At 55.6% G+C, this 24,811-nt stretch carries 21 protein-coding genes and 1 pseudogene; 16 read left to right on the top strand and 6 right to left on the bottom strand.

The features are described 5' to 3' along the window. The first annotated feature begins 38 nt into the window (after positions 1 to 38). The 4 genes from dnaK (at position 39) to nhaR (ending at position 5,500) form a co-directional block, all read left to right on the top strand. Positions 39 to 1,952 carry a molecular chaperone DnaK gene (dnaK, locus tag AM379_RS11295; protein ID WP_014168568.1) on the top strand — a complete coding sequence of 638 codons (1,914 nt, stop codon included), beginning with the start codon at positions 39 to 41 and terminating at the stop codon, positions 1,950 to 1,952. An 87-nt stretch (positions 1,953 to 2,039) separates the two neighbouring features. Next, entirely contained in the window at positions 2,040 to 3,185 is a 1,146-nt protein-coding gene (gene dnaJ / locus AM379_RS11300; protein WP_020882543.1) for a molecular chaperone DnaJ, read from the top strand. A gap of 182 nt (positions 3,186 to 3,367) precedes the next feature. Beyond that, positions 3,368 to 4,543: a Na+/H+ antiporter NhaA gene (nhaA, locus tag AM379_RS11305; protein ID WP_014168571.1), complete on the top strand. Its 1,176-nt coding sequence runs from the start codon at positions 3,368 to 3,370 to the stop codon at positions 4,541 to 4,543. A 57-nt stretch (positions 4,544 to 4,600) separates the two neighbouring features. Continuing rightward, complete coding sequence (nhaR, locus tag AM379_RS11310) at positions 4,601 to 5,500, top strand: transcriptional activator NhaR (RefSeq protein WP_014168572.1); 900 nt, start codon at positions 4,601 to 4,603, stop codon at positions 5,498 to 5,500. 59 nt (positions 5,501 to 5,559) lie between these two features. On the opposite strand, the gene rpsT is transcribed toward nhaR, so the two are convergent. After that, positions 5,560 to 5,823, bottom strand: coding sequence for a 30S ribosomal protein S20 (gene rpsT, locus AM379_RS11315; protein WP_008502037.1), 264 nt, complete (start codon positions 5,821 to 5,823; stop codon positions 5,560 to 5,562). A gap of 102 nt (positions 5,824 to 5,925) precedes the next feature. Between rpsT and AM379_RS24340 the strand changes: the two are divergent. From AM379_RS24340 to AM379_RS11355, 8 genes and pseudogenes are all read left to right on the top strand, one after another. Then, positions 5,926 to 6,144, top strand: a pseudogene (locus AM379_RS24340) (DUF2575 domain-containing protein). 7 nt (positions 6,145 to 6,151) lie between these two features. Continuing rightward, positions 6,152 to 7,090 (top strand): bifunctional riboflavin kinase/FAD synthetase, encoded by a 939-nt coding sequence (gene ribF, locus AM379_RS11325; RefSeq protein WP_014168574.1) that lies wholly within the window; start codon positions 6,152 to 6,154, stop codon positions 7,088 to 7,090. A gap of 34 nt (positions 7,091 to 7,124) precedes the next feature. After that, positions 7,125 to 9,941 (top strand): isoleucine--tRNA ligase, encoded by a 2,817-nt coding sequence (gene ileS / locus AM379_RS11330; protein WP_106503718.1) that lies wholly within the window; start codon positions 7,125 to 7,127, stop codon positions 9,939 to 9,941. After that, on the top strand, positions 9,941 to 10,441 hold the full coding sequence (gene lspA / locus AM379_RS11335; protein WP_020882545.1) for a signal peptidase II: 501 nt from the start codon (positions 9,941 to 9,943) through the stop codon (positions 10,439 to 10,441). The genes ileS and lspA overlap by 1 nt, the downstream gene beginning before the upstream one ends. Positions 10,442 to 10,533: 92 nt before the next feature. After that, on the top strand, positions 10,534 to 10,983 hold the full coding sequence (gene fkpB / locus AM379_RS11340) for an FKBP-type peptidyl-prolyl cis-trans isomerase (protein WP_020882546.1): 450 nt from the start codon (positions 10,534 to 10,536) through the stop codon (positions 10,981 to 10,983). Between the two features lies 1 nt (position 10,984). Then, positions 10,985 to 11,935: a 4-hydroxy-3-methylbut-2-enyl diphosphate reductase gene (ispH, locus tag AM379_RS11345; RefSeq protein ID WP_020882547.1), complete on the top strand. Its 951-nt coding sequence runs from the start codon at positions 10,985 to 10,987 to the stop codon at positions 11,933 to 11,935. 158 nt (positions 11,936 to 12,093) lie between these two features. Then, positions 12,094 to 12,648, top strand: coding sequence for a glucose-6-phosphate isomerase family protein (locus tag AM379_RS11350; RefSeq protein ID WP_106503719.1), 555 nt, complete (start codon positions 12,094 to 12,096; stop codon positions 12,646 to 12,648). Further along, positions 12,641 to 13,411, top strand: a complete 771-nt coding sequence (locus tag AM379_RS11355; protein ID WP_106503720.1) for a glucose-6-phosphate isomerase family protein — start codon at positions 12,641 to 12,643, stop codon at positions 13,409 to 13,411. The genes AM379_RS11350 and AM379_RS11355 overlap by 8 nt, the downstream gene beginning before the upstream one ends. 26 nt (positions 13,412 to 13,437) lie before the next feature. On the opposite strand, the gene AM379_RS11360 is transcribed toward AM379_RS11355, so the two are convergent. The 5 genes from AM379_RS11360 to AM379_RS11380 are packed head-to-tail and all read right to left on the bottom strand — an operon-like array spanning position 13,438 to position 17,741. Then, positions 13,438 to 14,256: a PTS system mannose/fructose/sorbose family transporter subunit IID gene (locus AM379_RS11360; RefSeq protein WP_040018597.1), complete on the bottom strand. Its 819-nt coding sequence runs from the start codon at positions 14,254 to 14,256 to the stop codon at positions 13,438 to 13,440. Next, complete coding sequence (locus AM379_RS11365; protein ID WP_025205460.1) at positions 14,256 to 15,053, bottom strand: PTS mannose/fructose/sorbose/N-acetylgalactosamine transporter subunit IIC; 798 nt, start codon at positions 15,051 to 15,053, stop codon at positions 14,256 to 14,258. The genes AM379_RS11360 and AM379_RS11365 overlap by 1 nt, the downstream gene beginning before the upstream one ends. 10 nt (positions 15,054 to 15,063) lie before the next feature. Then, positions 15,064 to 15,558, bottom strand: a complete 495-nt coding sequence (locus AM379_RS11370) for a PTS system mannose/fructose/N-acetylgalactosamine-transporter subunit IIB (RefSeq protein ID WP_020882551.1) — start codon at positions 15,556 to 15,558, stop codon at positions 15,064 to 15,066. 9 nt (positions 15,559 to 15,567) lie between these two features. After that, positions 15,568 to 15,996: a PTS sugar transporter subunit IIA gene (locus tag AM379_RS11375; RefSeq protein ID WP_106503721.1), complete on the bottom strand. Its 429-nt coding sequence runs from the start codon at positions 15,994 to 15,996 to the stop codon at positions 15,568 to 15,570. 2 nt (positions 15,997 to 15,998) lie between these two features. Next, positions 15,999 to 17,741 (bottom strand): class I mannose-6-phosphate isomerase, encoded by a 1,743-nt coding sequence (locus AM379_RS11380; protein ID WP_106503722.1) that lies wholly within the window; start codon positions 17,739 to 17,741, stop codon positions 15,999 to 16,001. A gap of 188 nt (positions 17,742 to 17,929) precedes the next feature. Here AM379_RS11380 and AM379_RS11385 point away from each other — a divergent pair, with 188 nt between their 5' ends. The 4 genes from AM379_RS11385 to carB all read left to right on the top strand — a co-directional run bounded on the left by AM379_RS11385 (position 17,930) and on the right by carB (position 24,738). After that, positions 17,930 to 18,937: a LacI family DNA-binding transcriptional regulator gene (locus AM379_RS11385; RefSeq protein WP_020882554.1), complete on the top strand. Its 1,008-nt coding sequence runs from the start codon at positions 17,930 to 17,932 to the stop codon at positions 18,935 to 18,937. 133 nt (positions 18,938 to 19,070) lie between these two features. After that, positions 19,071 to 19,892, top strand: a complete 822-nt coding sequence (gene dapB, locus AM379_RS11390; protein WP_047955034.1) for a 4-hydroxy-tetrahydrodipicolinate reductase — start codon at positions 19,071 to 19,073, stop codon at positions 19,890 to 19,892. Positions 19,893 to 20,346: 454 nt separating this feature from the next. Next, positions 20,347 to 21,495, top strand: a complete 1,149-nt coding sequence (gene carA, locus AM379_RS11395; RefSeq protein ID WP_020882556.1) for a glutamine-hydrolyzing carbamoyl-phosphate synthase small subunit — start codon at positions 20,347 to 20,349, stop codon at positions 21,493 to 21,495. A gap of 18 nt (positions 21,496 to 21,513) precedes the next feature. Then, entirely contained in the window at positions 21,514 to 24,738 is a 3,225-nt protein-coding gene (gene carB / locus AM379_RS11400; RefSeq protein WP_014168589.1) for a carbamoyl-phosphate synthase large subunit, read from the top strand. Positions 24,739 to 24,811 lie beyond the last annotated feature (73 nt).

Genomic DNA, 24,811 nt, shown 5'->3' on the forward strand with positions numbered 1-24,811 from the left:
AACCACATGTTGACTGAATTTTAAGTGGAGACGTTTAGATGGGTAAAATTATTGGTATCGACCTGGGTACTACCAACTCTTGTGTAGCGATTATGGATGGCACTACCGCACGCGTGCTGGAGAACGCCGAGGGCGATCGCACCACGCCTTCTATCATTGCTTATACCCAGGATGGTGAAACTCTGGTTGGTCAGCCGGCTAAACGTCAGGCAGTGACAAACCCGCAAAATACCCTGTTTGCGATTAAACGCCTGATTGGCCGCCGCTTCCAGGACGAAGAAGTTCAGCGTGACGTTTCTATCATGCCTTACAAAATCATCGCAGCAGATAACGGCGATGCATGGCTTGATGTGAAAGGCACCAAAACGGCACCACCGCAGATCTCTGCTGAAGTGCTGAAAAAAATGAAGAAAACCGCAGAAGATTACCTGGGTGAACCGGTAACTGAAGCTGTTATCACCGTTCCTGCTTACTTCAACGATGCTCAGCGTCAGGCAACGAAAGATGCTGGCCGTATCGCAGGTCTGGAAGTAAAACGTATCATCAACGAACCAACCGCAGCGGCACTGGCTTACGGTCTGGATAAAGAAGTTGGCAACCGTACTATCGCGGTTTACGACCTGGGTGGTGGTACTTTCGATATCTCTATTATCGAAATCGACGAAGTTGATGGCGAAAAAACCTTCGAAGTTCTGGCAACCAACGGTGATACCCACCTGGGTGGTGAAGACTTCGATACCCGTCTGATCAACTACCTCGTTGACGAGTTCAAGAAAGATCAGGGCATTGACCTGCGTAACGACCCGCTGGCAATGCAGCGCCTGAAAGAAGCCGCTGAGAAAGCGAAGATCGAACTGTCTTCCGCTCAGCAGACCGACGTGAACCTGCCGTATATCACTGCAGACGCGACCGGTCCTAAACACATGAACATTAAAGTGACCCGTGCGAAACTGGAAAGCCTGGTAGAAGACCTGGTGAACCGTTCCATCGAGCCACTGAAAGTCGCTCTGCAGGATGCTGGTCTGTCCGTGTCTGATATCAACGACGTTATCCTCGTTGGTGGCCAGACCCGTATGCCAATGGTTCAGAAGAAAGTGGCTGAATTCTTTGGTAAAGAGCCACGTAAAGACGTTAACCCGGACGAAGCAGTGGCTATCGGTGCTGCCGTTCAGGGTGGTGTGTTGACAGGTGATGTGAAAGACGTTCTGCTGCTGGACGTTACCCCGCTGTCTCTGGGTATCGAAACCATGGGCGGTGTGATGACGGCGCTTATCACCAAAAATACCACTATCCCTACTAAGCACAGCCAGGTGTTCTCTACTGCTGAAGACAACCAGTCTGCAGTAACCATCCATGTGCTGCAGGGTGAGCGTAAGCGTGCGGCGGATAACAAGTCACTGGGTCAGTTCAACCTGGATGGCATCAACCCGGCGCCACGTGGTATGCCGCAGATCGAAGTAACGTTCGATATCGATGCTGACGGTATCCTGCACGTTTCCGCGAAAGACAAAAACAGCGGTAAAGAGCAGAAGATCACCATTAAGGCCTCTTCCGGTCTGAACGAAGAAGAGATCCAGAAAATGGTTCGTGAAGCAGAAGCGAACGCGGAATCTGACCGTAAGTTCGAAGAGCTGGTTCAGACCCGCAACCAGGGCGACCATCTGCTGCACAGCACCCGTAAGCAGGTTGAAGAAGCCGGCGATAAACTGCCAGCTGAAGACAAAACGGCTATCGAAGCTGCACTGAGCGCGCTGGAAACGTCTCTGAAAGGCGAAGACAAAGCGGATATCGAAGCGAAGATGCAGGAGCTGGCACAGGCTTCTCAGAAGCTGATGGAAATCGCTCAGCAGCAGCACGCCCAACAGCAGGCTGGCGCTGACGCTTCTCAGAACAACGCGAAAGACGACGACGTTGTCGACGCTGAGTTCGAAGAAGTGAAAGACAAAAAATAATCGCCCTGATGCAGGGTAATTAATCGGCACGGGCGTAGGAGAACTCTCCACGCCCGTGCTCGCATGTTAAGGGGCTTAAAAAAACCAATGGCAAAGCAAGACTATTACGAGATTTTAGGCGTTCCGAAAACTGCGGAAGAGCGTGAAATCAAAAAGGCGTATAAGCGCCTGGCCATGAAATTCCACCCGGACCGCAACCAGGGTGACAAAGAGGCTGAAGCCAAATTTAAAGAGATCAAAGAAGCCTACGAAGTCCTGACCGATGCACAGAAACGTGCGGCCTATGACCAGTACGGTCACGCAGCCTTCGAACAAGGCGGCATGGGCGGCGGTGGATTCGGTGGCGGCGGCTTTGGCGGCGGCGCTGACTTCAGCGATATCTTTGGCGATGTTTTCGGCGACATTTTTGGCGGCGGTCGTGGCCGTCAGCGCGCGGCGCGCGGCGCCGACCTGCGCTACAACATGGATCTGACGCTGGAAGAGGCCGTACGCGGCGTCACCAAAGAGATCCGTATTCCGACGCTGGAAGAGTGCGACGTTTGCCACGGCAGCGGCGCGAAAGCAGGCACCCAGCCGCAAACCTGTCCAACCTGTCACGGTTCCGGTCAGGTGCAGATGCGTCAGGGCTTCTTCGCCGTGCAGCAGGCGTGTCCGCACTGTCATGGTCGCGGTACGCTGATTAAAGACCCCTGCACAAAATGCCACGGTCATGGTCGCGTTGAGAAAACCAAGACGCTGTCCGTTAAAATCCCGGCAGGCGTGGACACGGGCGACCGTATCCGTCTGGCAGGTGAAGGTGAGGCCGGCGAGCACGGCGCACCGGCAGGCGATCTGTACGTTCAGGTTCAGGTCAAGCAGCACGCCATCTTTGAGCGTGAAGGCAACAACCTGTACTGTGAAGTGCCCATCAACTTCGCCATGGCGGCACTCGGTGGCGAAATTGAAGTGCCAACGCTTGATGGTCGCGTCAATCTGAAGGTTCCAGGCGAAACCCAGACCGGCAAGCTGTTCCGCATGCGTGGTAAAGGTGTTAAATCCGTTCGCGGTGGTGCGCAGGGCGACCTGCTGTGCCGCGTGGTGGTTGAAACTCCGGTTGGCCTGAACGACAAGCAGAAACAGCTGCTGAAAGAGCTGCAGGAAAGTTTTGGCGGCCCGACGGGTGAGAAAAACAGCCCGCGCTCCAAAAGCTTCTTCGATGGCGTCAAAAAATTCTTCGACGATTTGACCCGCTGATCCGTTAGCTGGTGTTCATCTCAAAAAGCCCGGAAGCGATTTCGGGCTTTTTCTTTTTGTAGCTGTCCTCATGGCTATCACTCGGTAAAACTGAATATATACTCAACATTAATCTGCTTTTGCCGAGCTGTTTGGCCTGGTATTATGGTTTTACCGAAGTATTGCTGTAAGAGAGAGCCTACGTGAAATTAATACACCGTTTTTTTAGCAGTGAAGCATCAGGCGGCATCATCCTGATTATTGCCGCTGCGGCCGCGATGGCGCTGGCCAATATGGGTTTCACACGCGACTTTTACCACGCGTTTCTGGAAACTCCCGTCGAGCTGAAAGTCGGGGCGCTGGAAATTAACAAGAACATGCTGCTGTGGATCAACGATGCACTGATGGCCGTGTTTTTCCTGCTGGTAGGACTGGAGGTTAAGCGTGAGCTGGTCCTGGGCTCGCTTGCCAGCCGTCAGCGTGCCGCGTTCCCTGTGATTGCCGCATTCGGGGGGATGGTCATTCCGGCGTTGCTCTTCCTAGCGTTCACCTGGCAGGATCCGGTATCGCGTCATGGCTGGGCCATTCCGGCGGCAACGGATATCGCGTTTGCCCTGGGTGTGCTGGCCTTGCTGGGAAGCCGCGTGCCGGTGGCACTGAAAATCTTCCTGATGGCGCTGGCGATCATTGATGACCTGGGCGCGATTGTCATTATTGCGCTGTTCTACACCAGCGACCTGTCGATCCTGTCGTTGAGCGTTGCCGCAGGAGCGATTGCGGTACTGGCGCTGTTGAACATTTGCAACGTGCGCCGCATCGGGATCTACGTGCTGGTGGGGATGGTGCTGTGGACCGCGGTACTGAAATCAGGCGTGCACGCTACGCTCGCCGGGGTCATCGTCGGCTTCTTCGTTCCGCTTAAGCCGCAGGAGGGGAAATCGCCTGCCAAACAGCTGGAGCATGTACTGCACCCGTGGGTCGCCTTTATGATCCTGCCGCTGTTTGCTTTCGCTAATGCAGGCGTTTCGCTGGAAGGGGTAACCCTTGAGGGACTGACCTCAATGTTGCCGCTGGGCATTATTGCCGGACTGTTTATTGGTAAGCCGCTGGGTATTAGCCTGTTCTGCTGGCTGGCGCTGAAGCTGAAGCTGGCGTCACTGCCGCACGGCACCACGTTTAAGCAGATCATGGCGGTGGGCGTGCTGTGTGGCATTGGGTTTACCATGTCGATCTTTATCTCAACGCTGGCTTTTGGTGCCCATGCGCCTGAGCTTATCGTCTGGGCGAAGCTGGGTATCCTTATCGGATCGTTACTGGCCGCAGTCACTGGCTATACCTTATTGAAGGTCAAACTGTCCGGACCGGTCGTTCAGGCATAACAGGAAACCGGGAGAAGAACACCTTCTCCCGCTACACGATCAGGGAGCGAAGACACGATGTCTCATTTGAATTACAACCACCTTTACTACTTCTGGCACGTCTATAAGCAGGGCTCGGTCGTGGGGGCGGCAGAGGCGCTCTACCTGACGCCGCAGACCATCACCGGGCAAATCAAAGCGCTGGAAGAGCGGCTGCAGGGCAAGCTCTTTAAGCGCAAGGGCCGTGGGATTGAGCCAAGTGAGCTGGGCGAACTGGTTTTCCGCTACGCGGATAAGATGTTCACCTTAAGCCAGGAGATGCTGGATATTGTTAACTACCGCAAAGAGTCAAACCTGCTCTTTGACGTCGGCGTGGCGGATGCGTTGTCAAAACGGCTGGTCAGCGGCGTGCTGGATGCGGCGGTGGTCGAAGATGAGCAAATCCATCTGCGCTGTTTTGAATCCACGCACGAGATGCTGCTGGAGCAGCTGAGCCAGCATAAGCTGGATATGATTATCTCGGACTGCCCGATTGACTCTACGCAGCAGGAAGGGCTGTTCTCGGTGAAGATTGGCGAATGCGGGGTCAGCTTCTGGTGCATTAACCCGCCGCCGGAAAAACCGTTTCCAGCCTGTCTGGAAGAGCGTCGTTTGCTGGTGCCAGGCCGGCGCTCCATGCTTGGGCGCAAACTGCTGAACTGGTTTAACTCTCAGGGACTGAAGGTGGAGATCCTCGGCGAGTTTGACGATGCGGCGCTAATGAAAGCCTTTGGTGAGGCGCATAACGCCATCTTCGTTGCACCGACGCTGTACGTGCACGATCTCTATTCAGATAACAAGATTACGGAGATTGGCCGGGTCGATAACGTGATGGAGGAGTATCACGCGATATTTGCAGAAAGGATGATTCAACACCCAGCGGTACAGCGCATCTGTAACCGCGACTACTCGGCGCTGTTTACGCCACCGGCAATCTGAAGATATAAAAAAACCCGCGTTAAGCGGGTTCTTTTAAAACAAGCAACAACAAGTGGCGATTAAGCCAGTTTGTTGATCTGCGCGGTCAGGTTTGCTTTATGACGCGCTGCTTTGTTTTTGTGGATCAGACCTTTAGCAGCCTGACGATCCACGATTGGTTGCATTTCATTAAATGCGTTCTGCGCAGCAGCTTTGTCGCCAGCTTCGATAGCTGCGTATACTTTCTTGATGAAAGTACGCATCATAGAGCGACGGCTTGCATTGTGCTTACGAGCCTTTTCAGACTGGATAGCACGTTTCTTAGCTGATTTGATATTAGCCAAGGTCCAACTCCCAAATATGATCTATGTGGACAATTCAAAGGCCGAGGAATATGCCCTCTATACCTTCTTTTGTCAATGGATTTGTGCAAATAAGCGCCGTTGATTGGCGACGCTACGTTACGTAGTGATGGCGCAGGATTCTACCAGCTTGTCGCTCGTGAATACAGCTTTTCGGCACAAAAAACGCAGTTCACGGGCAGATTTTTTTGCTGTGAAAGGTCAGCCTGATGAAATCATTACGGCTTTCTGTTTTGCGCGAACAATCGGCGGTTAACCTTAACCGCTGTACAAGGTATACTTTGGCGATTTTCACTGTTTTGAGCCAGACATGAAGCTGATACGCGGCATACATAATCTCAGCAGAGCACCGCACGGGTGCGTGCTGACCATTGGTAATTTCGACGGCGTGCATCGTGGTCATCAGGCGCTGCTGCAGGGATTGCGTAAAGAAGGGGAGGCGCGTGGCCTGCCCGTTGTAGTGATGATTTTTGAGCCGCAGCCGCTGGAGCTGTTTGCCGGCGATAAATCACCGGCTCGCCTCACTCGCCTGCGCGAGAAGTTGCGCTACCTGGCAGAGTCCGGGGTGGACTACGTATTGTGCGTGCGTTTCGATCGCCGCTTTGCCGCGCTCACAGCACAAAATTTCGTCAGTGACCTGCTGGTCAGGCGCCTTGGCGTGCAGTTTCTGGCCGTGGGTGATGATTTCCGCTTTGGCGCTGGTCGTCAGGGCGATTTCTTGCTATTACAGAAGGCTGGCCTCGAGTACGGCTTTGATGTCACCAGCGCAATGACCTTTTGCGAAGGCGGCGTCCGGGTTAGCAGCACTGCGGTGCGTCAGGCGCTGGCCAACGATGAACTGGATACGGCGGAAACGCTGCTGGGACATCCGTTTAGCATTTCAGGCCGTGTGGTCCATGGCGATGCGCTGGGCCGCACCATAGGTTTCCCGACGGCGAATATACCGCTACGTCGTCAGGTCTCCCCGGTTAAAGGGGTATATGCGGTGGAAGTGGCTGGTCTGGGCGATAAACCGTATTTCGGTGTCGCCAATATTGGCACACGTCCTACAGTCGCCGGTGTCCGTCAACAATTAGAAGTGCACCTGCTGGACGTTGTAATGGACCTTTATGGTCGCCATATAGATGTGATACTGCGTAAAAAAATACGCAATGAGCAGCGATTTGCTTCGCTGGATGAACTAAAGGCGCAAATCGCGCGAGATGAATTAACGGCCCGCGAGTTTTTTGGGCGAGTAAACCCGGCTTAAATGCCTACGTGAAAAATACGGAACCGAGAATCTGATGAGTGACTATAAATCAACCCTGAATTTGCCGGAAACAGGGTTCCCGATGCGCGGCGATCTCGCCAAGCGCGAACCGGGAATGCTGGCGCGTTGGACCGATGATGACCTGTACGGCATCATCCGTGCAGCCAAAAAAGGCAAAAAAACCTTCATTCTGCATGATGGCCCTCCATATGCGAATGGCAGCATTCATATTGGTCACTCTGTAAACAAGATTCTGAAAGACATTATCGTGAAGTCCAAAGGCCTCGCGGGATATGACTCGCCTTACGTTCCGGGCTGGGACTGCCATGGTCTGCCAATCGAACTGAAAGTTGAGCAAGAGTTTGGTAAGCCGGGTGAGAAGTTCACCGCGGCAGAATTCCGCGCAAAATGTCGCGAATACGCGGCTACGCAGGTTGACGGTCAGCGTCAGGACTTTATCCGCCTGGGCGTGCTGGGTGACTGGTCACGTCCGTACCTGACCATGGACTTCAAAACCGAAGCCAACATCATCCGTGCGCTGGGTAAAATCATCGGTAACGGCCATCTGCACAAAGGCGCGAAGCCGGTGCACTGGTGCGTGGACTGCCGTTCTGCGCTGGCAGAAGCGGAAGTGGAGTATTACGACAAAACCTCTCCGTCTATCGACGTGGCTTTCCACGCGGTCGATCAGGAGGCGGTGAAAGCCAAATTTGGCGTGACCTCTGTCAACGGCCCCATCTCGCTGGTTATCTGGACCACCACCCCGTGGACGCTGCCAGCAAACCGCGCGATCTCCCTGTCCGGTGAGTTCGAGTACGCGCTGGTGCAGGTTGACGGTCAGGCGCTGATCCTGGCGAAAGATCTGGTCGAAAGCGTGCTGAAACGCGCGGACATCGCCGACTACACCGTGCTGGGCACCGTGAAAGGTGACGCGCTGGAGCTGATGCGCTTCAAACACCCGTTCCTGGACTTTGATGTGCCGGCGATTCTGGGCGATCACGTGACGCTGGATGCGGGTACCGGTGCGGTACATACCGCCGGTGGCCACGGTCCTGACGACTACAGCATCAGCCTGAAATACGGTCTTGAAATCGCGAACCCGGTGGGTCCTGATGGTTCTTACCTGCCAGGCACCTACCCGGCGCTGGACGGTATCAACGTCTTCAAAGCAAACGACATCATCGTTGACATGTTGCGCACCAGCGGCGCGCTGCTGCACGTTGAGAAAATGCAACACAGCTATCCGTGCTGCTGGCGTCACAAATCTCCGATCATCTTCCGTGCGACCCCACAGTGGTTCATTAGCATGGATCAGAAAGGCCTGCGCGAGCAGTCCCTGAAAGAGATCAAAGGCGTGCAGTGGATCCCGGACTGGGGTCAGGCGCGTATCGAATCCATGGTCGCTAACCGTCCTGACTGGTGTATCTCCCGTCAGCGTACCTGGGGCGTACCAATGTCTCTGTTCGTGCACAAAGAGACACAGGAACTGCACCCGAACACCCTGGCGCTGATGGAAGAAGTCGCGAAGCGTGTAGAAGTTGACGGCATTCAGGCATGGTGGGATCTCGATTCCCGCGACATCCTGGGCGCTGATGCAGACAACTACGAGAAAGTGCCTGATACCCTGGACGTGTGGTTTGACTCCGGTTCAACACACGCGTCTGTTGTTGACGTGCGTCCGGAATTTGCCGGCCACGCGGCAGATATGTATCTGGAAGGTTCTGACCAACACCGCGGCTGGTTCATGTCATCGCTGATGATTTCCACCGCCATGAAAGGTAAAGCACCGTATCGCCAGGTGCTGACCCACGGTTTCACCGTGGATGGTCAGGGTCGTAAGATGTCTAAATCGATCGGTAACACCGTCTCTCCGCAGGACGTGATGAACAAACTGGGCGCGGACATTCTGCGTCTGTGGGTTGCTTCTACCGACTATACCGGCGAAATGGCGGTGTCGGACGAGATCCTGAAACGTGCTGCCGACAGCTATCGTCGTATCCGTAACACCGCGCGCTTCCTGCTGGCGAACCTGAACGGGTTCGATCCGCTAAAAGATATGGTGAAACCGGAAGAGATGGTGGTGCTGGATCGCTGGGCAGTAGGCTGCGCGAAAGCGGCACAGGAAGATATCCTGAAGGCTTACGAATCTTACGATTTCCACGAAGTGGTGCAGCGCCTGATGCGCTTCTGCTCCATCGAGATGGGCTCGTTCTACCTCGACATCATCAAAGACCGCCAGTACACCGCGAAAGCGGACAGCGTGGCGCGTCGTAGCTGCCAGACTGCGCTGTTCCACATCGCAGAAGCGCTGGTTCGCTGGATGGCACCGATCATGTCCTTCACCGCAGATGAAATCTGGGGTTACCTGCCAGGCGACCGTGAGAAGTATGTCTTCACCGGCGAGTGGTATGAAGGTCTGTTCGATCTCTCCAGCACCGAAGCGATGAACGATGCCTTCTGGGACGAGCTGCTGAAAGTGCGTGGCGAAGTGAACAAGGTCATCGAGCAGGCGCGTGCTGACAAGAAAGTCGGCGGCTCGCTGGAAGCGGCAGTTACCCTGTACGCCGAGCCAGAGCTGGCGGCGAAACTGACGGCGCTGGGCGATGAATTACGATTTGTCCTGTTGACCTCCGGTGCGAAAGTTGCGGATTATGCCCAGGCGTCTGCTGATGCACAGCAGAGCGAACTGCTCAAAGGACTGAAAGTCGCACTGAGCAAAGCCGAAGGTGATAAATGCCCGCGTTGCTGGCATTACACCACTGATGTCGGCCAGGTGGCGGAACACGCAGATATCTGCGGACGCTGTGTCAGCAACGTCGCCGGTGACGGCGAGAAACGTAAGTTTGCCTGATGAGTAAAACTCTCTGTTCAACAGGACTGCGCTGGCTGTGGCTGGTGGTGGTAGTGCTGATTATCGATCTGGGCAGCAAGTTCCTGATCCTCCAGAATTTTGCTCTGGGGGAGACGGTGTCGCTGTTCCCGTCGCTTAACCTGCATTACGCACGTAACTACGGTGCGGCGTTTAGTTTCCTTGCTGACAGCGGTGGCTGGCAGCGTTGGTTCTTTGCAGGTATCGCTATCGGTATCTGTGTGGTGCTATCGCTGCTGATGTACCGTTCGAAGGCAACACAAAAGCTAAATAACATCGCCTATGCGCTGATTATCGGTGGCGCGCTGGGCAACCTGTTTGACCGCCTGTGGCACGGCTTTGTGGTCGATATGATCGACTTCTATGTCGGCGACTGGCACTTCGCGACCTTTAACCTCGCCGACAGCGCAATTTGCATCGGCGCGGCGTTAATCGTGCTGGAAGGCTTCTTGCCGAACGCGGCCGCGAAGAAACAGGCTTAAATGTAAATGCCGGGTGGCGCATGCGCCCCCGGCCTACAGAATGTCTGGCCTCCCGTCTCTCACCGGTGGGTCAAAACAAGCGAGCAATTTGCATGTCTAAATCCGTACAGAGCAACAGCGCGGTTCTCGTTCATTTCACGCTGAAACTGGATGATGGCTCCACGGCTGAATCCACCCGCAATAACGGCAAACCCGCCCTGTTTCGTCTCGGTGACACCTCCCTGTCTGAAGGTCTTGAGCAACAGCTGCTTGGCCTGAAAGAAGGCGAGAAAAAGGCATTTTCGCTGGAGCCGGATGCCGCGTTTGGCGTGCCAAGCCCGGACCTTGTTCAGTACTTCTCGCGCCGCGAGTTTATGGATGCAGGTGAGCCGGAAATCGGGGCGATCATGCTCTTTACCGCTATGGATGGCAGCGAAATGCCTGGCGTGATCCGCGAAATCAATGGTGACTCCATCACCGTTGACTTCAACCATCCGCTTGCCGGGCGCACCGTCCATTTTGATATTGAAGTGCTGGAGATCGATCCGGTACTGGAGGCCTGAAATGCAGATCCTGTTGGCTAACCCGCGCGGCTTTTGCGCCGGTGTAGACCGCGCTATCAGCATTGTTGAAAACGCGCTCGAGATTTACGGCGCGCCGATTTATGTGCGTCACGAAGTGGTGCATAACCGTTATGTCGTCGACAGCCTGCGCGAGCGTGGCGCGATCTTCATTGAGCAGATCAGCGAAGTGCCTGACGGCGCGATCCTGATTTTCTCCGCGCACGGGGTTTCTCAGGCGGTGCGTAACGAAGCGAAAAGCCGCGATCTGACCGTGTTCGACGCCACCTGCCCATTAGTGACCAAAGTGCACATGGAAGTGGCGCGCGCCAGCCGTCGTGGTGAAGAGTCGATCCTGATTGGCCATGCTGGCCACCCGGAAGTCGAAGGTACCATGGGCCAGTACAGCAACCCGGAAGGGGGGATGTACCTCGTGGAGTCGCCGGAAGATGTGTTTACGCTGAACGTCAAAAATGAAACGCGTCTCTCGTTTATGACCCAGACGACGCTCTCCGTTGACGATACGTCGGACGTGATTGACGCCCTGCGCCAGCGCTTCCCGAAAATCGTCGGCCCGCGTAAGGACGACATTTGCTACGCCACCACCAATCGTCAGGAAGCGGTGCGTGCTCTTGCTGAACAGGCGGACGTGGTGCTGGTTGTCGGTTCGAAAAATTCCTCTAACTCCAACCGTCTGGCTGAACTTGCGCAGCGAATGGGGAAAGCGGCCTATCTGATTGATGATTCCAGCGATATCCAGGAAGCGTGGGTGAAAAACGTGGCCTGTGTCGGGGTAACCGCCGGCGCCTCGGCACCTGATATCCTGGTGCAGAACGTGATTTCCCGTCTGCAGGAACTGGGCGGCGGCGAAGCGGTCCCGCTGGAAGGACGCGAAGAGAACATTGTTTTCGAGGTCCCGAAAGAGCTGCGTATCGACGCACGCGAAGTCGAGTAAGTTTCCTCGCGCATGACCCGAATGCCGGCCACGTCAGTGGCCGGCATTTTTATTGCTGATTAACTGTGATTCACCTGACACATTGCGCCTTTGATGCGCAGGTTAATCGTTTAAATTGTTATGCTGGGCGGGTTGTTCTCCTCGGGCCGGAGAAGACGATGACTTCAGATATTATCCTGCCGCCTCTGGTGGCCTGGGCCAGTGGTACACTTGCCCGCGGCGCGCTTATTATCAAATCCACACGCCTTGCCGATCTCAATGGTTTGTTTGCCGATCGAGACGCCTGGGCACAATGCGATCCGCATCAGACGGTGTATGACGTCGAAATGCTGGAATCGCCTGCACAGGAAGGGGCGTTGTTTGTCGGCGTTACCCATTTACATGCAGGTAAAATTGGCCGGGAATTCTTTATGACCCGCGGCCATTTTCATCAGCGTCGTGAACAGGGCGAAGTCTATTTTGGACTGCGGGGAAGTGGCCTGCTTTTACTCCAGACGACATCCGGCGAAACCCGTCTGGAGTGCGTGATGCCGGGATCCGTCCATATTATTGCGCCTTTTACCGCCCACCGTTTAATCAATACCGGTGAGACCACGCTCTCTTCACTCGCGGTCTGGCCCGCCGTCGCCGGACACGACTATGCCGCGTTACCCGATGGTTTTGCCGTGCGGGTATTGGCCACTGACGGTGGCTGGGAGGTTCAGAATGGATAACTTTGGGCTGGACATGACCATCAGCCAGCACCCGCTGGGGTTCAGCTACGGTGAGGACGTCACTGGCCCGATGCCAGAGATCCGTACGCTTGATGAGATTCGCGCGTCGTTGCGGGATCCTGACTGCTCAGGGCCGGAAGACGTTTATGCTATCGCGATGGATGTCGCCCGTCTGGCAGACCGGCAGGAGCTGAAAAAACGCATGCTGCTGTTTGGGGTCGTGACCTACGCGACGGGAACGCTGGGTGAAGAGCCGATCCGCAGCCAGGGGCATGTTCACCGTAAAAGCCGTCACAGCGGCTGGTCTCCGCCCGAGCTGTATGAAATCTGGCAGGGGCGCGCCATTATCTATATGCAGGAGTATGTTGCGGACGATCCCGGGCGCTGTTTCGCCGTACTGGCCGGGCCGGGCGAAAAGGTGCTGGTTCCGCCCGGCTGGGGGCATGCCACTATCTCTGCCTCGCCGGATGAACCGCTGACCTTCGGTGCGTGGTGCGACAGGGAATATGGTTTTGAATATGATGCCGTGCGGGCGCGTAAAGGACTGGCCTGGTATCCGCTGCTGCAGGGGAGCCATATCATCTGGCAGCACAACACGCATTATCTGCCGGGGCGGCTACAGATGATCACACCGCGTCGCTACAGCGAATTCGGCCTGACGGATGAGCCTGTCTATACGCAATTTATTGCCGATCCTGCTCGCTTTCAGTTTATCTCTCGCCCGGATAAAGTGGCCGAACTGTGGCATAACTTCCACCCATAAAAAACCGGGGCATTGCCCCGGCTGTCTTATCCGGCAAACAGACCTGACGCGACGCCCAGTGCCGCCAGCGCAAGCAGCACAATCATGGCCCTGACCGGGGAGACGCCACGTTTTGCCATCAGATACCAGGTGCCCAGAACCACCAGAAGCGGTAATAGCTGCGGGAAGATACCATCAAGCATCTGCTGAACATGGATGTTAACCCCGTCGCGGGTGATAAATTCCAGTCCGGTGCCCAGCTTAACGTAGCTTGCCGCCACGCCGCCCATCACAAATACACCCAGCAGAGACAAAGCTTCGCGCAGTCGCGTTGACTTGCTGCTCACCAGCATCTCGACCGATCCTGAGCCCATCTGGTAGCCTTTCAGAAACAGAAACCAGGATCCCGGGATAATGATGGCCAGCCAGGCGACGGTGTAGAACAACGGGCCAAGAACATTTCCTCCGGCGGCAAGTGCCATACCGATGCTCAGCAAAATGGGGATCAGCATGCCGGGGATCATTGAGTCACCAATCCCCGCGATTGGTCCCATCAGCCCCACCTTCAGGGTATTGATCGTTTCGCCATCAATGGGCTCGCCGTTGGCTTTTTTCTCTTCCAGCCCAAGCGCCATACCATTTACGATGGCACCGATCTGCGGCTCCGTGTTGTAAAACGAGGCGTGTCGGCGCAGCATCTCGGTGCGCTGGGCGGCATCCGGGTAGAGTTTTTTGGCGACCGGTAACATGCTCAGACAGAAGCCGAACGATTCCAGACGCTCGAAGCTCATCGAAGAGAGGTTATGCATCATCCACGCTCGCCAGCAGCGGCGCAGATCTTTTCGGGTCAGTTTACGGTCTTCCATCAGAATTCATCCTCATCGTCGGCGGGCCTACCCGGCGTGACAGCCTGCGGCGCTTCCGGCTTGTAGTTGTAATGAATTAACGCCAGCAGGGCGCCCACAATCACCAGCGCCACCATGTTGAGCTTCAGGAACACAATGCATATGAAGCCCACCAGGAAGTAGATCAGCATGCTGTAGCTTTTGATGATCTGCTTAAGCAGGATGGCGATCCCAACGGCCGGTAAGATGCCCCCCAGCACGTTCATGGTCGAAAGCACGATGCCGGGCAGACTGTCCATAAACCCGCTGATGTACTGCGCGCCAAAATAGACGGCGATAAACGTCGGCACAAAGCGCAGAACAAAGTTCATCACCTGCGGCCAGACCGCGCTGTTAAGATAAATTCCGCGCTCATCCCCGAGCTCAAGCGCCACGTCGGCGCGGTGGTTCCAGAACGAGTTCAATACCATCATGGCGTTAAACAGTATCGTTCCGGCAATGCCAATGGTCGCCGCCAGCGCCACGGCCACCTCTGGCCCTTTGCCCGACAGAATCCCCAGCGCGATAGCAGGATAAGCGACAAAATTGAGGTCGGCAGGCATTGAACCGCCGGGGGTGACCATCGCGATATAAACGGCCTGCACCGCCACACCAATCATGATCCCGGTTTTAACGTCGCCCAGAATCAGGCCCACCAGCATCCCCGAAACCAGCGGGCGGGAGATGAGATACCAGCCGCCCGTCAGGCCAAACAGCCAGGGACTACTGAGTGCACCGAGATAGCAAAGCAGACCGATGAGAGAAGCTTCGAAAATCATCATGCGCTCCTTATTTCAGTTTTTGCCGGGCGTCCTGCCAGCTGTAAAAACTGGCATCGGGCACCAGACGAAACTCGATGGCATGCCCCTGTTCAGTCAGCCAGTCAAAGGCTGCTGCCTCCTCTGGCGTTACGGACTGATTAGGGCCAATGGTGATGGTGTTGGCGCGGGCACTCATTGGCCCGACGTTAATTTTGCCATTGCCGTTCTTCAGGCTTATGCCTGCCTGTTCAAGGCGTTGCAGGGTGACAGGCGATTTGCCAATCACGAAGTAGCGCTTATCGCTGGCAATCACTTTCGGCAGCTTTTCGATGGCGGTCAGGGTATCGAACAGCCACACTCTGGTATCTGACACCGCGCCTTTCATTACCGACGAGAGCAGCGGATCGGCCGCGACGGCATCGTCAATTGCCACGATGCCATCACAGGGCAGCTCTTTGGCCCAGCGCGTGACGAGCTGCCCGTGGATCACCCGGTCGTCAATACGTACAAACGAAATGCTCATATAAGCTCCTTAGAAATCGTCGTTCTGGGCGGATTCCACCCGTTTTGCCTGAACCAGGGTGGGCTGCGTTAATTCGATGAGCTGCGCGGCGGCGGCATGGACATCCCGGGCCATCAGAATGTCGTCGGTGAGCAAGAGCATGGGGAAGTTGACTCCTGCCACCACGGCGACCAGCGGATGCGTCTGGGGATTAAACGCGTATTCGCAGGCCACATTCCACGGTGTTCCACTCTGCATATCGCACAGGACGACGATGCCGTCTGCGCCCGCACCTGCGCGGTGGTATGCCGCAGCGAAATCACGGCGAAACCCCGCTATGCCAGCCTGTGCGTTCAGACATACCGCCTGTCGATGAGGAAGATCGCCATACACCATTTTTCCGCTTTCCAGCAGGGCGGTGGCCAGCGGGCCGTGTGTCGCCACAATAATGTGAATCATGGTTAACCTCTTACCCAGGCTTTAATGGTGGCAATGGATTTACCGCAGCTCGGCCCTGACGGAGAAATACGGTATTCGCCTGCGTCAGCGGGGACGATAAACGTTTCTGCGTAGTGCACGACGAACGGGGCGAATGCGCCGCCGGGGCTGTCTACCGTCGCCTCTTCACCTTCAACAAGATTAAGGACATTCACGCCTCCGTGGGGGAAGTGCGTCACCGGTTCACTGAACCAGTGGCGACGCGTTTCGATGAATTCACGCTCGTGAAGCCCGGTCCGCTCTTCGCGCCAGCCGGTGCCTTCACCGAGGGGTTCACACTGATTCACAAGATGCTGTTCGACCCACTGCGTATCGCGTTGCCAGTCGATCACCTTTTCGCCATGCGCCAGATGAACCGGGCGGGGTTGCCCATCCATTCCCAGTCGTCCCCAGTCCCAGAGCTTGAAGGTGAAAATGTAAGGCGTGGCGCTGATCTCAAGTACCACGGTTCCTGCTCCAGAACAGTGAACCGTACCGGCGGGGATCAAAAAATGATCGTGCTTGTTCGCCGCAAGATGATTGACGAAGCGGGCGTCGTCGAACGGCTTTTCACCGCGGCTGGCCCGTCTGAGGTCGTCCATCATCGCTTCGGGCCGGGTACCCGTTCGGGTCCCCAGATACACCTGAGCCCCTGGCTCTGCCTCAAGGATGTAATAACTCTCATCCTGGGTGTAATGCATACCAAAATGCTGCTGTATGTACTCCGTGGTCGGATGCACCTGAAAACTCAGGTTCTGCCCGGCGAGGGTATCTAGCAGATCAAAGCGGATGGGAAATTCCGCACCAAAACGGGCATGCACTTTTTCACCCAGCAGCGCCCGGGGATGCAGCAGCACCAAATCCTGAGAGGGGATCTCGATCCGCACCGCGCCGTAACGAAGCAACAGGCTGTTTTCCTCGGGCACGCAGTCAAAACACCATGCGTAGTTAGGCGCAGAGGGATCGAGATCGAATTTCTGTTTCATCCATTGTCCGCCCCAGACGCCGGGGTCGAAAAAGGGCACTACACGAAAAGGACGTTGGGTGGTGTGTTGCAACCCGGCGCGCAGTGCATCGCCGCCGACCATCGCCGGATTATCCGCCTGGGTGGTATCCAGGAGATAATCAGTACGCCGTAGCAGCGGGGTTTTGTGACGATCGAATACGCGCCATTCAATGAAAAAGGCGCGTTTGTAGCGACGCAGAATATCCTCGTGTTGGTTCGCCGCGCCCCAGTTAGCCAGTTCACCGCTGCGCATGCGCTGCTGGATCTCCCAGCGCGGTAAATCGGCGTAGACCAGAATATCGCCTGCATTAACCAGCGCGGCACCCGGCCCGTAAATAACGATTATCCCTTCGCGGCACCGTTCGACCTGCGCCTGCAACGCCTCGCGTTTCACCGGGTCGATGAATTCCTCGAGCTGGTGGCAGGAGAGCACGCCGAAGACGCGGTCGTCAGTGAGATGTCGGGCCAGCAGCCGGCTTAAAGCGTGTTCGTCGAGACGCATCTGTTCGGCATTGAGCGTCAGCGTAACCCCCAATGCTGGCAGCAGTTTTGTCTCCAGTTCCTCCAGCCTGACGCCGGGGTAGCAGTCAATGACCAGCACGGTGCGTGTATATTGACCCGCTCTGTGGGTAAGCTCGCGCACAATCGCGTCCCAGCCCTGCCAGGCACAATCGTCATACCCCTCTACTGCGACTTCCGGGAATTTATCGTAAGTTGCCATCTTTTCTCTCCGTCTTCGTTGCTTAAGGTTATTCGATTAACCTTATTTGGGAAGGGTGATTAACGCGATTAACCCGCCAGTTCTGGCGATAAGTGGCGAAAAGGCGGCCATTATGTGAAGAGGCTCACGCGCAAAAGTGCAAAATTGAGGTTATTCGATTAATCTGATGTGAACGACAAGGAGCGATCATGACGGGTATCACGCTGGCTGATGTGGCAAAACGCGCCGGGGTTTCAACCGCCACCGTATCAATGGTGCTGTGTAATAAAGGGCGGATCTCGCAACGGACCCGGGAGCGCGTACTTCAGGCGCTGGATGAATCGGGCTATGTTTACAATCAGACGGCAGCCAACCTGCGAAACCGCAGCAGTAATCAGGTGGGGCTCCTGTTGCATGACATCACGAACCCTTTTTATGGCGAAATGACGGCAGGTCTAAGCCATGAGATGGAACGCCACGACCTTCTGCTGTTTCTGGCAAATAGCGAAGAGTCGTCCGAGCGACAGCAAAAGTTTGTGGATTCGCTGATGCGTAACAACGTCTGTGGCATGGTGCTGTGTGCCGCGCGAGAAACCCCGCAGGCCTTTTTCGATGGTCTTAAGCGACGCAATATTCCGGCAATTATGGTCGTGCGACCGCTAAACGATCCGGACTTTGATTTTGTGGGAACCGATAACTTCCTTGGCACGCAAATGGCGACAGAGCATCTTCTGAGGATGGGGCATCGTCAGATTGCCTTTATCGGCGGTAGCCTGAATTCGGGGTCCCGCGCTCAGCGTATCGGCGGATTTACCAGTAAATTACTGGAGTATGGTGTGACGCCGAATCCCGAATGGATCGTCACCTCACAGGCAAGCCAGAGTGATGGCGCACGCGTGGCGGAAGCGTTGTTGATGAACCATCCGCAGATTACCGCTGCAGTGTGTTACCAGGACATTGTTGCTCTTGGCGTTATGCAGTGTTTACGCAAAATGGGACGCGAGCCGGGACGCCATTTTGCCCTGGTGGGCTTTGACGATATTACCGAGGCCGGGCTGGTACAGCCTGCACTGACTACCGTCTCCGTTGCCGCGAAGGAGATAGGGCGTAAGGCCGGCGAGCTGCTTTTCAGCCGGATACAGGGGAACCGGGAGCCGGCGAAACGCATTATTTTACCGCCCGCGCTGGTGGTCCGCGAATCGTGCGGTTTTCGCTGAAGATTATGCCTTTTGCTGATATTTCTTCCTGTTTATCATTAAATTCTAATTATCGTCGTTTTCAGTTGGCAGCATCTGCAAAGGCTGGTTAATCTGAAAACGGTTTACATCATTTTAACGTAAGAGAATAACTATGCATGATGCACAGATCCGTGTCGCCATTGCGGGCGCGGGTGGACGTATGGGTCGCCAGCTGATTCAGGCGGCACTACAGATGGATGGCGTGGCACTGGGCGCGGCGCTGGAGCGTGACGGCTCATCGTTGCTTGGCGCTGACGCGGGTGAGCTGGCGGGCGCGGGTAAGACAGGCGTTACCGTGCAGAGCAGCCTGGAGGCGGTAAAAGATGACTTTGATGTGTTCATCGATTTTACCCGTCCGGAAGGCACGCTCACGCATCTGGCATTTTGCCGTCAGCACGGTAAAGGAATGGTGATCGGCACCACCGGTTTTGATGATGCCGGGAAGCAGGCCATTCAGGATGCCTCACACGAGATTGCGATTGTCTTCGCCGCAAACTTTAGCGTGGGGGTGAACGTCATGCTGAAGCTGCTGGAGAAGGCAGCGAAGGTCATGGGCAGTTATACCGACATTGAGATTGTTGAAGCGCACCATCGTTATAAAGTCGACGCGCCATCCGGTACGGCGCTGGCGATGGGGGAAGCGATTGCTCATGCACTGGATAAAGATTTGAAAGACTGCGCGGTCTACACCCGTGAAGGGCACACCGGTGAACGTGTTCCCGGCACGATTGGTTTTGCTACCGTCCGCGCGGGCGATATCGTCGGCGAACATACGGCGATGTTCGCCGATATTGGGGAACGCGTCGAGATTACACATAAGGCATCCAGCCGGATGACGTTTGCAAATGGCGCTGTACGCTCCGCCTTGTGGTTAAAAGGCAAGGGAAATGGTCTTTTTGATATGCGAGATGTGCTCGATCTCAACAATTTGTAACCGTTATTACCCATCGTGATGTGGTTATTGCAGTCGTAATGCTTTGATTGCATAGGGCAATATTTTATTGCCCTTTTATTTTATGTGTTTCATAGTAATTTTATTAATTTGCACACTAAAGTTCATCTCTTCCACGTGTTTTGTGTTATCTGAATGTAAATTTTGACCGTCTGGTCCACTTTTTGATGCCACGAAGCAGTCTTTCCCATTAAACTTGCCGCGCAAGCGTTTCCCGCAGTGATTTACCTGATCTTTTTGCCGCTTAAGCTCTCCTGGCTCTCTCAGGCTCGCAAAAGAATATGACAAATCTCCGTTTTAAGTTGACTTTTAGCCACCAAATCCCCAGAATGCCGCCGTTTGCCAAAAATCCGCTGGCAACACATTTGCATTGATTCATGACGCGGTTATGAATTAATATGCAAATAAAGTGAGTGAATATTCTCTGGAGGGTGTTTTGATTAAGTCAGCGCTATTGGTTCTGGAAGACGGAACCCAGTTTATCGGTCGGGCCATAGGGGCAACGGGTTCGGCGGTTGGGGAAGTCGTTTTCAATACTTCAATGACCGGTTATCAAGAAATCCTCACTGATCCTTCCTATTCTCGCCAAATCGTTACTCTTACTTATCCTCATATCGGCAATGTCGGCACCAATGCTGCTGACGAAGAATCCTCTCAGGTACATGCGCAAGGCCTGGTCATTCGCGACCTGCCGCTGATTGCCAGCAACTACCGCAATACCGAGGACCTCTCTTCCTACCTGAAGCGCCATAACATCGTGGCGATTGCTGATATCGATACCCGTAAGCTGACGCGTCTGCTGCGCGAGAAGGGTGCACAAAACGGTTGTATCATCGCAGGGGATAACCTCGATGCAGCCCTGGCGCTGGAAAAAGCGAAAGCTTTCCCGGGTCTGAACGGCATGGACCTGGCGAAAGAAGTGACCACAGCAGAAGCCTATAGCTGGACGCAGGGAAGCTGGACGCTGGCGGGAGACCTGCCGGAAGCGAAAAAAGAGAGCGACCTGCCATTCCACGTGGTGGCGTACGATTTTGGTGCCAAGCGCAACATCCTGCGTATGCTGGTCGACCGCGGCTGCCGCCTGACGGTTGTCCCGGCGAAAACCTCTGCTGAAGAGGTACTGAAGATGAATCCGGACGGTATTTTCCTGTCCAACGGTCCTGGCGACCCGGCACCGTGCGATTACGCTATCGACGCCATCAAATCCTTCCTGGAAACCGATATCCCGGTATTCGGCATCTGTCTGGGTCATCAGCTGCTGGCGCTGGCGAGCGGTGCCAACACCGTGAAGATGAAGTTCGGTCACCACGGTGGGAACCACCCGGTGAAAGATATCGATAACAACACGGTAATGATTACGGCACAGAACCACGGCTTCGCAGTGGATGAGGCGTCAATGCCGGCTAACCTGCGCGTGACCCACAAGTCTCTGTTCGATGGCACCCTGCAGGGGATTCATCGTACCGATAAGCCAGCGTTCAGCTTCCAGGGTCACCCTGAAGCCAGCCCGGGCCCGCACGATGCCGCGCCGCTGTTCGATCATTTCATCGAACTTATTGAGCAATACCGTAAGACCGCTAAATAATCAGGAGCCGAGAAGACCATGCCAAAACGTACAGACATAAAAAGCATCCTGATCCTTGGCGCTGGCCCGATTGTGATCGGCCAGGCCTGCGAATTCGACTACTCCGGTGCCCAGGCGTGTAAAGCCCTGCGCGAAGAGGGTTACCGCGTTATTCTGGTGAACTCTAACCCGGCCACCATTATGACCGACCCGGAAATGGCTGATGCAACCTACATCGAGCCGATTCACTGGGAAGTGGTACGCAAAATCATCGAAAAAGAGCGTCCGGACGCGGTTCTGCCTACCATGGGCGGCCAGACGGCGCTGAACTGTGCGCTGGAGCTGGAACGTCAGGGCGTGCTGGAAGAGTTCGGCGTGACCATGATTGGTGCGACAGCCGATGCCATTGATAAAGCTGAAGACCGCCGTCGCTTCGACGTGGCGATGAAGAAAATCGGCCTCGACACCGCGCGTTCCGGTATTGCACATACCATGGAAGAAGCGCTGGCCGTGGCGGCTGACGTTGGTTATCCGTGCATTATCCGTCCATCCTTCACCATGGGTGGCACCGGCGGCGGTATTGCCTACAACCGCGAAGAGTTCGAAGAGATTTGTGAACGCGGTCTGGATCTCTCCCCCACCAAAGAGCTGCTGATTGATGAATCGCTGATTGGCTGGAAAGAGTACGAGATGGAAGTGGTGCGTGATAAAAACGACAACTGCATCATCGTCTGCTCCATCGAAAACTTCGATGCGATGGGTATCCACACCGGCGACTCCATCACCGTAGCGCCAGCCCAGACGCTGACCGACAAAGAGTATCAAATCATGCGTAACGCCTCGATGGCGGTACTGCGTGAAATCGGCGTAGAAACGGGTGGCTCTAACGTTCAGTTTGCCGTGAACCCGAAAAACGGTCGCCTGATTGTTATCGAAATGAACCCGCGTGTTTCTCGCTCCTCCGCGCTGGCCTCGAAAGCCACCGGCTTCCCGATTGCGAAAGTGGCCGCGAAACTGGCGGTGGGATATACCCTCGATGAGCTGATGAACGACATCACCGGTGGCCGCACTCCAGCGTCCTTCGAGCCGTCCATCGACTACGTTGTGACCAAGATCCCTCGCTTTAACTTCGAGAAGTTCGCCGGCGCAAACGACCGTCTGACCACGCAGATGAAATCTGTTGGCGAAGTGATGGCGATTGGGCGTACTCAGCAGGAATCCCTGCAGAAAGCGCTGCGTGGCCTGGAAGTGGGTGCCACGGGTTTTGACCCGAAAGTGAGCCTGGAAGACCCTGAAGCGCTGACCAAAATTCGCCGCGAGCTGAAAGACGCAGGCGCAGAGCGTATCTGGTACATCGCAGATGCGTTCCGTGCGGGCCTCTCTGTTGATGGCGTGTTCAACCTGACCAACATCGACCGCTGGTTCCTGGTGCAGATTGAAGAGCTGGTACGTCTGGAAGAAAGAGTCGCGGACCTGGGCATCAATGGCCTGGACGCTGACTTCCTGCGCGTACTGAAGCGTAAAGGCTTCGCCGATGCGCGTCTGGCCAAACTGGCGGGCGTACGTGAAGCGGAAATCCGCAAGCTGCGTGACCAGTATGACCTGCACCCGGTCTACAAACGCGTGGATACCTGTGCAGCGGAGTTTGCGACCGACACCGCTTACATGTACTCCACGTATGAAGATGAGTGTGAAGCGAACCCGTCCGTCGACCGCGACAAGATTATGGTGCTGGGCGGCGGTCCTAACCGTATCGGCCAGGGCATCGAGTTTGACTACTGCTGCGTTCACGCCTCCCTGGCACTGCGCGAAGACGGTTACGAGACCATCATGGTCAACTGTAACCCGGAAACCGTGTCGACCGACTACGATACCTCCGACCGCCTCTACTTTGAGCCGGTAACGCTGGAAGATGTGCTGGAAATCGTGCGTATCGAGAAGCCTAAAGGCGTAATCGTGCAATACGGTGGCCAGACCCCACTGAAACTGGCGCGCGCGCTGGAAGCCGCTGGTGTGCCGGTAATCGGTACCAGCCCGGATGCAATCGACCGTGCAGAAGACCGTGAACGTTTCCAGCAGGCGGTTGACCGTCTGAAGCTGAAACAGCCGGCCAATGCCACCGTCACCGCTATCGAGATGGCTGTTGAGAAGGCGAAAGAGATTGGCTACCCGCTGGTGGTACGTCCTTCGTACGTGCTGGGCGGCCGCGCGATGGAAATCGTCTACGACGAAGCTGACCTGCGTCGTTACTTCCAGACGGCAGTGAGCGTGTCCAACGATGCACCGGTTCTGCTCGACCGCTTCCTCGACGATGCCGTCGAAGTGGATGTGGATGCCATCTGTGACGGCGAAATGGTGCTGATTGGCGGTATCATGGAGCACATCGAACAGGCAGGCGTTCACTCCGGTGACTCCGCATGTTCCCTGCCAGCGTACACCCTGAGCCAGGAAATTCAGGACGTGATGCGCCAGCAGGTGCAGAAGCTGGCCTTCGAACTGCAGGTTCGCGGTCTGATGAACGTCCAGTTCGCTGTCAAAGACAACGAAGTCTACCTGATTGAAGTGAACCCGCGTGCAGCACGTACCGTACCGTTTGTCTCTAAAGCTACCGGTGTTCCGCTGGCGAAAGTGGCGGCGCGCGTGATGGCGGGCCAGACGCTGGCACAGCAGGGCGTGACGAAAGAAATTATCCCACCGTACTACTCGGTGAAAGAAGTGGTACTGCCGTTCAACAAATTCCCGGGCGTCGACCCGCTGTTAGGGCCAGAAATGCGTTCTACCGGGGAAGTGATGGGCGTGGGCCGCACCTTCGCAGAAGCGTTCGCGAAGGCGCAGTTAGGCAGTAACTCCACCATGAAAAAATCTGGCCGTGCGCTGCTCTCTGTTCGCGAAGGCGATAAAGAGCGCGTGGTTGACCTGGCGGCTAAGCTGCTGAAACAGGGCTTCGAGCTGGATGCCACCCACGGCACGGCCATTGTGCTGGGTGAAGCGGGCATTAATCCGCGTCTGGTGAACAAGGTGCATGAAGGTCGTCCGCACATTCAGGATCGCATCAAGAATGGCGAATACACCTACATCATTAACACCACCGCAGGTCGTCAGGCGATTGAAGACTCCAAGCTGATTCGCCGCAGCGCGCTGCAGTACAAAGTGCATTACGACACCACCCTGAACGGTGGTTTCGCCACCGCGATGGCACTGAACGCTGATGCCACCGAGAAGGTGATTTCCGTTCAGGAAATGCACGCCCAGATTAACAAGTAAGCCAACATACCCGGCAGTATTCGCTGCCGGGTATTATTCCCACCTTCAGAACCTTCTGGTTTTCCAACCGCAT

It is taken from the genome of Enterobacter cloacae complex sp. FDA-CDC-AR_0132 (assembly GCF_003010695.1).
Taxonomy (GTDB): domain Bacteria; phylum Pseudomonadota; class Gammaproteobacteria; order Enterobacterales; family Enterobacteriaceae; genus Enterobacter; species Enterobacter ludwigii.